10 protein-coding genes and 1 pseudogene are annotated in these 9,458 nt (G+C 45.8%); 6 read left to right on the forward strand and 5 right to left on the reverse strand.

The features are described 5' to 3' along the window. The 3 genes from QUA83_RS18055 to QUA83_RS18065 all read left to right on the forward strand — a co-directional run. On the forward strand, positions 1-477 hold a 477-nt coding region (locus tag QUA83_RS18055; protein WP_333294883.1), incomplete at its 5' end, for a four helix bundle protein. Between the two features lie 159 nt (positions 478-636). Then, the gene (locus tag QUA83_RS18060; protein WP_333294884.1) at positions 637-1,827 is read left to right on the forward strand and encodes a cysteine desulfurase family protein; all 1,191 of its coding nucleotides are present in this window, start codon (positions 637-639) and stop codon (positions 1,825-1,827) included. 382 nt (positions 1,828-2,209) lie between these two features. Next, positions 2,210-2,866 (forward strand): hypothetical protein, encoded by a 657-nt coding sequence (locus tag QUA83_RS18065; protein WP_333294886.1) that lies wholly within the window; start codon positions 2,210-2,212, stop codon positions 2,864-2,866. Between the two features lie 71 nt (positions 2,867-2,937). Here the strand turns inward: QUA83_RS18065 and thiL are convergent, their stop codons facing one another. From thiL to QUA83_RS18080, 3 genes are all read right to left on the reverse strand, one after another. Then, complete coding sequence (gene thiL / locus QUA83_RS18070) at positions 2,938-3,933, reverse strand: thiamine-phosphate kinase (RefSeq protein ID WP_333294887.1); 996 nt, start codon at positions 3,931-3,933, stop codon at positions 2,938-2,940. A gap of 32 nt (positions 3,934-3,965) precedes the next feature. Beyond that, positions 3,966-4,280, reverse strand: coding sequence for a hypothetical protein (locus QUA83_RS18075; protein ID WP_333294888.1), 315 nt, complete (start codon positions 4,278-4,280; stop codon positions 3,966-3,968). A 242-nt stretch (positions 4,281-4,522) separates the two neighbouring features. After that, a complete protein-coding gene (locus QUA83_RS18080; protein WP_333294889.1) occupies positions 4,523-5,647 on the reverse strand; it encodes a peptidylprolyl isomerase in 1,125 nt (374 codons plus the stop codon). A gap of 438 nt (positions 5,648-6,085) precedes the next feature. On the opposite strand from QUA83_RS18080, the gene efp reads away from it, so the two are divergent. From efp to QUA83_RS18095, 3 genes are all read left to right on the forward strand, one after another. Then, complete coding sequence (gene efp, locus QUA83_RS18085) at positions 6,086-6,643, forward strand: elongation factor P (protein WP_041622404.1); 558 nt, start codon at positions 6,086-6,088, stop codon at positions 6,641-6,643. A gap of 199 nt (positions 6,644-6,842) precedes the next feature. Further along, positions 6,843-7,400 (forward strand): acetyl-CoA carboxylase biotin carboxyl carrier protein, encoded by a 558-nt coding sequence (gene accB / locus QUA83_RS18090; protein WP_333294890.1) that lies wholly within the window; start codon positions 6,843-6,845, stop codon positions 7,398-7,400. A 30-nt stretch (positions 7,401-7,430) separates the two neighbouring features. Continuing rightward, entirely contained in the window at positions 7,431-7,823 is a 393-nt protein-coding gene (locus QUA83_RS18095; protein ID WP_006631662.1) for an ArsR/SmtB family transcription factor, read from the forward strand. Positions 7,824-7,945: 122 nt separating this feature from the next. Here the strand turns inward: QUA83_RS18095 and QUA83_RS18100 are convergent, their stop codons facing one another. Both QUA83_RS18100 and QUA83_RS18105 read right to left on the reverse strand, forming a co-directional pair. Beyond that, the gene (locus QUA83_RS18100; protein WP_333294891.1) at positions 7,946-8,701 is read right to left on the reverse strand and encodes a GerMN domain-containing protein; all 756 of its coding nucleotides are present in this window, start codon (positions 8,699-8,701) and stop codon (positions 7,946-7,948) included. Positions 8,702-9,137: 436 nt separating this feature from the next. Then, positions 9,138-9,458: pseudogene (locus QUA83_RS18105) on the reverse strand (photosystem II q(b) protein); the annotation flags it as partial.

A 9,458-nucleotide genomic window follows, 5' to 3' on the forward strand; every position in this document is an offset into this window, starting at 1 on the left:
TTAGTTGTGCTTTTTTTGGGGGAAGATGTTATAATTGTTCAATGTTCAACTTTTCAATGTATGGTTAGGTTTCAAGAGTTGCAGGTTTATCAATTAGCAGAGCAAATTTCTAATGAAGTTTGGTTTATTGTTCAATCCTGGGATTTCTTTGCTAAAAATACAGTTGGGCAACAATTGGTTAGGTCAGTCGATAGTATTGGTGCTAATATTGCCGAGGGGAATGGGGGGTATAACTACAATGATAATCAACGTTTTATCAAAATAGCCCGGGGGTCACTGCATGAAACAAGACACTGGTTAAGATTAGCTTGTGCCCGACACCTGTTAACCACCGAGCAAATCGAGCGCATAAAACCTTTAATAGACGAACTATCTCCCAAACTCAACGCTTACCTAAACTCAATTCAAAGCAAAGCAAATACTCAAGCGTTGAAAATTAAGAAAATACCCAAAAGCAAACCACCCACAGACTCTTGACCAATAACCAATAACCAATAACCAATAACCACTAACCAATAACAACTAACCAATAACAACTAACCAATAACAACTAACCAATAACCAATAACCACTAACCAATAACAACTAACCAATAACCAATAACAACTAACAACTAACAACTAACTCATTAAAATCATGCAAATTTACCTCGACTATAGTGCCACAACACCCGCACGCCCAGAAGCAATTCAAGCCATCCAAAAAGCCCTGACTCAGCAGTGGGGTAATCCTTCCAGTTTGCACGAGTGGGGACAAAGGGCGGCGACAGCTTTAGAATTAGCAAGAATGCAGGTTGCTAGCTTAATTAACGCGCTACCGGAATCGATGATTTTTACCAGTGGTGGCACTGAAGCGGACAATTTAGCAATTATGGGAATTGCGCGTCTTTATACAAAGCCGCAGCATATCATTATCTCCAGCGTAGAGCACTCCGCAGTAGCAGAACCGGCGCGACAACTCGAACAGTTGGGATGGGAAGTGACGCGCCTACCAGTGGATAAATTTGGGCGCATTCACCCTTTGGATTTGCAAGAGTCGTTGCGATCGAATACAGTGTTAATTTCAATCATTTACGGACAAAGCGAAGTTGGGACGCTGCAACCAATTGAGGCATTAGGACAAATTGCGCGCGATCGCAATATCATGTTTCATACCGATGCAGTTCAAGTTGCCGGCAAGCTGCAGGTTGACGTGCAGAAACTTCCCGTAGACTTGCTTTCGGTTTCCAGTCACAAACTTTACGGGCCACAAGGTGCGGGTGCGCTTTACGTGCGTCCGGGAGTAGAATTAGTGCCAATGTTGGGCGGTGGTGGCCAAGAATTGAAACTGCGTTCCGGGACACAAGCCCTGCCGGCAATTGTCGGTTTTGGGGTGGCGGCGGAGTTAGCATTGCAGGAAATAGATGTGGAAACGCCGAGGTTAATTGCATTGCGCGATCGGCTTTTTGACCGATTATCCCACGTACCCAGTTTAGTACCAACGGGCGATCGATATTTCCGACTCCCACACCACGTAAGTTTTTGCATAATCTCCCCTTCCTCCCGCCCTTATCAACAGAGAGATACAGAACGAATCACAGGCAAAACTCTAGTGCGGCAGCTAAATTTAGCAGGAATTGGCATTAGTTCCGGTTCTGCTTGTAGCAGCGGCCAACTAACTCCCAGTCCGATATTATTAGCAATGGGATATGACGAAATCGGCGCAGTTGGGGGAATTCGCTTGACTCTAGGACGAGAAACCACAGAAGCTGATATTGATTGGACAGTAATTGCGATCGAGCAAATTTTGGATAGATTAATGCCCAAGGTAGCATTATCTAGACGTTAGCCTGAAAATCTGCGGTTAAAATTCCCAAGAAACCGGGTTTTTACGATTTTTATCGACTGTAATGAAGTATCTCCCAAAAACCCTGTTTATAACCACCCGCGCACAATCAAAATAATCTTTCATACATCCTGTAGGGGCGGGTTCACCAACCATAATTGCCTGAAATAAACAATCTCAAAAACCCGCCCCCACCCAACCAACAATCATCATTTACATTTAGGCGATGCGAGGCAAATTTTAGGTTGACGTGGGTTATAGGTGGTGGCAGGGCCGGTTTATATAGATGGTTGGTAATTGTTATATATGGTTGGCGAATCCGCCCCTAAAAAATATTGTAAAATCATGCTAAAATAAATCCCGGTGTTATTCACAACTCCCCAAAATGGAAGAAAACCGCGCCCAAGCCTATCTGCAATTAATTCACACCCTGCTGAATGCCCCCAACGGAGAGGAAGCGCAGATATTACAGGATAACTCAGAATTACTCGATCGCGGATTTCTGGAAACTTGCGAGTTAGTAGCATCAACATTGGCAGAACAAGGAGGGGAAAATGGCGCTAAATTCCTCCGACATCTAGCTAGTTACCTAGCGCCGCTCATCGATATGAACGATGACGTAGATAGCAATAACTCAGCCAGTGAAATTTTCCAAGAGTATGCAAATTTTTTCCTAGAATTATTGCAATCAGAACAAGATAGCAACGGGGATACAGCAGTAATTTATCCTATGCTGGAAGGGCGACAACATCTCCTTAATGCCACTTTTGCCGAGACTTTACAGCAAGTGGTGCCGAAGTTAATTGCCGGCGAAAACTCAGAAACAATTAGCTCAATTATCGGGCTTATTGAAAATTTGAGTATTCATATTAGTGACTTTCCCGGTGGCAATAGAGCGAATAATATTGAAATTGCCATTACTGGTTATCAAATAGTTTTAAATAATCGGGAACCCGGTAGTGAAAAATGGACGGAAACCCAAAATAATCTGGCTACTGCCTACAATAACAGAGGCAACGGTTCGCTGGCGGAAAATTTGTAACAGGCAAAAACCAAGCGGTTGAAACCTCGTCTACACAAACCAAGTCCGCCTATGCGGACAAGCGAGATAATTCAGAAGTGTTGAAATCCTCGATCGAGCTTTAATACAGTATCACGATAAATACCGCTGCTATCAGTCAACCAGATATCGGCGCTATCCGTAGCGATTCCCACAATCGCGGCTCCATTTCCTATTTTTTCTACCAATAACTCAGCGCTTGTTATTGGCAAAAAAAGCACTAACTCGAAGTCTTCGCCGCCGTATAATGCCCAATCTAAAGCTTTTTCGGTTGATAGGATTTCGCTGAAAATATCGGGAATTGGTATTTTTGTACGATCGACTTTTGCGCCAACACCGCTAGCCCGACAAATTTGAATAATCGCATCTGCTAAACCGTCGCTACTGTCCATTCCGGCGATGGAAAACTCACCCGCAGAATCTAAAATTTCCCTAATAATCGGCAAAACATCCAGTCTTGGTTTAGGGCACTGGTGAGCGAGAATTAAAGAAGCTCGATCGACCTTTTCCAGATTTTGCCCGAATTCGGGATTTAACAGCAATTCTAATCCCGCGCGGGAGGCTCCGTGAACCCCAGTGGCGACAATCGCCCAATCCGATCGCGCATTTGACCGACTAATGGTACGATCGCACTCAACTTGTCCAAAAGCCGTAATCGCCACCGTCACCACGGGCGATCGCACAACATCGCCACCGACGATCGGCGTATCATATTCTTGCAAGCAAGCTGTCATCCCCCGGTAAAACTCTTCAACCCACTCCACAGCCGTATCCGCCGCCACAGCGAGGGCTACAGTCACCGCCAGAGGCTTTGCTCCCATCGCAGCCAGATCCGACAAATTTGCCGCTGCGGCGCGCCATCCTGCGTAATAAGGCCCCGTAGTGCGATCGCTAAAATGCACTCCATCCACCAACATATCTGTAGTGATAGCCAGAGATTGGTTGGGATTTGTAGCCATGACAGCGCAATCATCACCCACTATCTCTGGGGGGCAGAATTTTTGCAATATTCTTAAAAGACCTTGTTCCCCGATATCTTTAACTTGCATAATTTTGAATTAGTCGATCGCACTTTCTCACTTCACCATTCCTTACCGGAACTCGGTGGCAAGCGCAACCTAGGAAATCTATAAAAAGTATCTCCTTCATCATCTACCTCTAAAATCGCCGAAAAAATCTTAACTTGCCGAGTTAAATAATGCTGAGCAACTTCAGCCTCAACCCTAGCACTAGCCGCCAGTTGAATCAGCGAAATTTGACTGTTTTGAGTTTCCAACAACTGATAAAAAGCCTCATCCAACCGCTGCTTTTGCTTGTTTTCATTCACATTTTTTACAATCAACAAGCCTGCGAATCCGCCCAAGCCCATTACCAATAAAAATTGTAAAATAGCCATATTTTCGATTGAATTCCTAATTTAAATAACGAAACTATAAAAATTATCTCTTCTTCCAGCCTGATTCCGGCGGGCTTTGTCTGTGTAAAAGTGATTTCAATCGCCGTTACCTTTATTTAGAAAAGATTTCAATGCCTGTCACTATTGATTTTTTCAGCCCGCGCAGGCGGGCTTTGTTTCTGTAAAAGCGATTTCAATCGCCGTCACTTTGGTGTAAAAGCGATTTCAATCGCCGTCAATAATTAAACTTGAGGTCGCACCAAATTTTCGATTCCTTTAACTACCTTAGCAGATACGATCTTGTCTCCCTGCTTCAGTTGCTCCAAAACTTCTTTTCCTTCAATCATGTAACCAAAAACAGCATAGCGGCCGTCCAACAGATTCAGGCCAGCGGGCGTGAGTTCAGGTTCAAACAAGAAAAAGAAAAACTGAGAAGAAGCGCTATCAGGGTCAGTTTCTGTACGGGCCATGGCCACAGTACCGAAAGCAGAAAAAGGCAAAACAGGTTCGTCGCGATAACGCCCCGCATCTTCTAGAGTAATCCCGTAAATAGGTTCTTTTTCCTCCCTGACGAGCACTTCCAGCGGTATATTCCGGTATTTGCCCGTAGCTGGGTCAATAAAACCAACATCCTTGCCTTCGGGGTCTCCGGTTTGCAAAACGTAAGATTCTTCCGATCGAATAAACGGCAAACCGTCATAAAAACCTCGATCGACTAAATCCACAAAATTACCAGCCGTAACCGGGGCGCTGTAGCCGTCAACCACAACAGTAATTTCCCCTTTTTCAGTTTGTACAGCCACAGTAGCGCGCCCTTTCAGTTGAGGCAGATTAGCATACTTGGCAGGCACTTCAAACGGAAACTTTGTCACCATCAACTCTTCGATTTCGCCTACCGAACCTAGGATGGTGGCTTTCAAATCAATCACTTTGTCCCTGTCTTTAGCCTCAACAGCCTTTTCCAGTTGAGCAATTTTCTCCTTGACTCCTGCAACTAGCGCCTCAGCTTCCGGCTTTTTGGCGTCGGGAATACTCTCTAAAAGGTCAGATTCCCGAAGGTTGAGAATCCTGGAAGCTTTACTGACATCGCTGCTAATAGGCCCCCAACGTTTAGATCGTATGTGGTTGCCAATGTCTTCGAGACTAATTTGCAACTCTCGTACAGTCTGATTGTCAATAGGTAAAGCGAAGCGCAGCAGCGCCCGCCCGTCCGTAATCGCATTCCCCGCAGGCATACTGCTGCTGGGGCGTTTGGCATGGGAGACTGCACTGAAACTCAGGGAGAGAGTGAACAGCAAGAGTGCTAAAGCGACGGTTTTGACCCAGCGCTTGCACGTATTGATCGAGAAATTAGGCCAATGCAACATAACTTTAACTTTTATTGCCTCTCTTATCTTCCCACAGCGCTGCCCGCCCTCTAAGCTGCTACCCATCTAAAGTGCCTGTTGATTTGGCTGCGGAGGAGTTGCCCACTAACAACAGTCAACAGTCAACAGTCAACTGACAACTGACAACAGCCCACTGCCATTAACATTTCAGTAAAGCACTTGCTCCCTTTGAACGGTAAAATAAAATGCCAATTGCTTTTTGATGCCGTCAGCTAGACTGCGGCTTTAAGCTGACCCGCTCAAAAACGGATACAATCCCCAGACTCCTGTCGTGGAGAGATCAAAATTTTAGACCAAGGTTCAATCTCCCAAATTCATCTGTGGAGTAAATCTAAAATCTAAAATCTAAAATCTAAAATCGACTGACTGTAGTTCCCCCGTGCCGCCAAGGCGACGGGATTGCCCGCAAAAATTTATATGATTTCCAGTAACGACTTTCGACCAGGTGTTTCAATTGAATGGAATAACGGCGTGTGGCGGGTTATCGAATTCCTCCACGTCAAGCCAGGAAAAGGCTCGGCTTTCGTGCGGACAAAATTAAAAAACGTCCAAACCGGAAACGTAGTAGAACAAACCTTCCGGGCGGGCGAGACTATGCCTCAAGCCAACCTGGAAAAGAGTGTGATGCAGCATACCTATAAAGAGGGCGACGATTTCGTCTTTATGGATATGGAAACTTACGAGGAAAGTCGCCTCAATGCTAAGCAAATAGGCGATCGTGTCAAGTACCTCAGTGAAGGGATGGAAGTCAGCATCCTGCGCTGGAACGACCAAATCATGGAAGTGGAACTGCCCAACTCTGTTGTCTTGGAAGTGCTGCAAACCGATCCGGGAGTCAAAGGAGATACTGCCACCGGTGGCAGCAAACCCGCGATCGTCTCCACCGGAGCTCAGGTTATGGTGCCTCTATTTATTTCCATTGGAGAACGGATTCGGATTGATACTCGTGAAGACAAGTACCTCGGCCGAGAGTAGAAACGAGGGAGGAAAAGGGAGTTTTTAGTTTTGAGTTCTGAGTTATGAGTTAAAGAATTCCAAATTCAATACTCATCGCTCACAGCTTAAAAACTATCCCTTTTTCGTCCAAAGTCGTTGATGCTCCTAGCTTCGCCTGATTCGTAATTTTCAATTTTCAATTCTCAATTTTCAATTCTCAATTACCCTTGAATCTGCTGTGCAACTAGACTTAAACCAGCTTTGTGACCTGCTAACTGTATTAGACAAAACTGGCATTTCGGAACTGACCTTAAAAAGTGGGGATATTGAACTGACAGTACGCAAAGGCATTCTGGCAAGTTCACCAGCCACCTCTGCTGCGCTCCCTGCTGCCGTGGCGACTGTCGCTCCGATCGCCTTGGGCGCGGTTCCTAGCCCCACCTTAGCGTCACCTCCTGCTGTTGACCAAAATTTAGCAGCGGATCAGGCTGCCCCTGTACCCGTCGCCCCTGTCGCCGTACCTGCTGCCGTACCTGCTTCTGTCGATACCAAATGGGTGTCAATTATCTCGCCGATGGTAGGAACCTTTTATCGCGCTGCTGCTCCTGACGAGCCTCCTTTTGTCAATGTGGGCGATCGCATCAAGGTCGGCCAGACAGTCTGTATTATCGAAGCGATGAAGCTGATGAACGAGATCGATGCTGATGAAGTCTCCGGTCAAGTGATGGAAATTTTAGTTCAAAATGGCGAACCTGTCGAATACGGTCAAGTTTTGATGCGAATTAATCCGGATTGAAGGATTACTTTATTGTTATGGACAGAATAAATGCTAATATTTCCCGATCACTTCTCTCCGGTGAGTTTGATGAAGTCATCCCAGCCTGTCCCGCAAGAGGTTGTGCAACAAGTTGCTGAGTATTTCAGTATTTTGAGCGAACCCATGCGTTTACGAATTTTGAACTTGCTTCGCGACGGCGAAAAATGCGTGCAAGAATTGGTGGAAGCTACTCAAACGAGTCAAGCCAATGTTTCTAAGCACCTAAAACTCATGCTCCAAGCTGGTATCCTCACTCGCCGGAGTGAAGGGACTTCAGCTTATTATAAGGTGCAAGACGAGTTAATTTTTGAGCTGTGTAATATGGTGTGCGATCGGCTTGCCAGCCGGATCGAACAGCAAGCCCTACACTTTCGAGCATTTAGCCTAACTACCAAGCACTGAAAATTAGTTGCCAGTCCTCAATCCTCAATCCTCAATCCTCCGTCATGAGTCATCAGTTATCAATTCCTATTCTCGGCCTTGAGACCGATGACTAATCACTTGTAACTAATGACTCATAATTACTAAAGGGGAAAATTTTTGTCAAAACTTTGGCGGGTACTCGGCTGAGCCACCTCCAAACCTTCGCCGCCTAAAAGTTCTAAAGGCTTCCCTTCCACCGAAATCCAAACCTTGGTATTTGGTTGTAAACTCGTAGCCGTATAGATAACTTGCCCCAATCGGCTAGTCATCGAATTGCTCCCTCCCCCCGAAGTAAATTCGGACGACAAATCGACATAAACTCCGTCATTCTTAACACTCAAACCCCTGAGTTTTGTCCCATTAGGAATTTCGCTAGAAACAGTTCCATCCTTCGGCCCAGCCAACAAACTGTTAAAAGCAGCTTGTAAAGCTGCATCAGGCTTGTCAGCTTGTTTGACAGCTACTTTCGTAGGAACTCCCTCAAATTTACCGCTCGCATCTTTAACCCAATAGACTTGCACCGTCTGGACATCAGTCTGCGGCAAAGGCTTTGGCTGCGGCGACTTTGGGATCAGAGCGTTAGGCGTCTGAACCTGCGGCGTCTGAACCTGTGGCGTCTGAACCTGTGGCACTTGTACAGGATTTGGAGGGGGTACGGGGATAACTACAGCAGGAGATTCCGCAGGAATTGGGGAAAGCGGCGGAGCCGTAGTCTGAGCAGAAGACGGCGTATCTGCGGGGGTTGGCGAACGGTTCGCGGTCCACCAGGCAATGCCCCCTCCCGTCAGTAAAGCCAACCCGCAAACACCGGCAATGACGGCTGTGGAGACGCGGCGTACTTCTTGTCCATCTTTCATAATACAAATTCTCCTTACAGATAGAGCGCTTGGGACGGTGAGGAGCGACTCCTGATCAGCTACATTTGTCTATGGTTAGATTCTGGAATTGACACAATTGCATTGCTGCTCGCGAAAACTTTATAGCAAGCCCAACATATTCTGAATCCGACTATTGGAATCCTAGACCATAATATAAGATTTCGCCCGTGGAGTATGTCACAGTATCTCGATCGGCCTAGTGGCTATATTCTATAGTAATCATAAAAAATTAAAGAATAAAGGAAGAAAAAATAAGTAAAAAGCAAGAAGGAAGGCCACGGATGGATGTAACGGAAGTAAGGGGGGTAACGGATTTAAGGGATTTAACGGATAGAAACAGGTCGATAAAAATATTTTCCCCAAACAAAAAGCGCCCCTATTTCTAGGAGCGCTTTTTGTAATCTGGGACTAAAACTTAGCCATTGATAGAAGGAGCAACCATTGCTACGGGAGTTGTCTCACCAGCAGCCAAGTCGAGAGGGAAGTTGTGAGCATTGCGCTCGTGCATTACTTCCATACCCAAGTTAGCGCGGTTGATGACATCAGCCCAAGTATTGATCACACGACCTTGAGAGTCGATAATCGATTGGTTGAAGTTGAAACCGTTCAAGTTGAAAGCCATCGTGGAAATACCCAAAGCGGTAAACCAGATACCGACAACTGGCCATGCACCTAACAAGAAGTGCAAGGAACGGCTGTTGTTGAATGAAGCGTATTGGAAAATCAAACGACCGAA

The sequence above is a fragment of the Microcoleus sp. K1-B1 genome, assembly GCF_036704705.1.
Classification (GTDB): Bacteria; Cyanobacteriota; Cyanobacteriia; order Cyanobacteriales; family Microcoleaceae; genus Microcoleus.

Excerpts from the sequence above, each read along its gene's own strand:
- QUA83_RS18060 (WP_333294884.1), top strand. The coding sequence starts at position 637 with ATGCAAATTTACCTCGACTATAGTGCCACAACACCCGCACGCCCAGAA.
- QUA83_RS18065 (WP_333294886.1), top strand. The coding sequence starts at position 2,210 with ATGGAAGAAAACCGCGCCCAAGCCTATCTGCAATTAATTCACACCCTG.
- thiL (WP_333294887.1), bottom strand. The coding sequence starts at position 3,933 with ATGCAAGTTAAAGATATCGGGGAACAAGGTCTTTTAAGAATATTGCAA.
- QUA83_RS18075 (WP_333294888.1), bottom strand. The coding sequence starts at position 4,280 with ATGGCTATTTTACAATTTTTATTGGTAATGGGCTTGGGCGGATTCGCA.
- QUA83_RS18080 (WP_333294889.1), bottom strand. The coding sequence starts at position 5,647 with ATGTTGCATTGGCCTAATTTCTCGATCAATACGTGCAAGCGCTGGGTC.
- efp (WP_041622404.1), top strand. The coding sequence starts at position 6,086 with ATGATTTCCAGTAACGACTTTCGACCAGGTGTTTCAATTGAATGGAAT.
- QUA83_RS18095 (WP_006631662.1), top strand. The coding sequence starts at position 7,431 with ATGCTAATATTTCCCGATCACTTCTCTCCGGTGAGTTTGATGAAGTCA.
- QUA83_RS18100 (WP_333294891.1), bottom strand. The coding sequence starts at position 8,701 with ATGAAAGATGGACAAGAAGTACGCCGCGTCTCCACAGCCGTCATTGCC.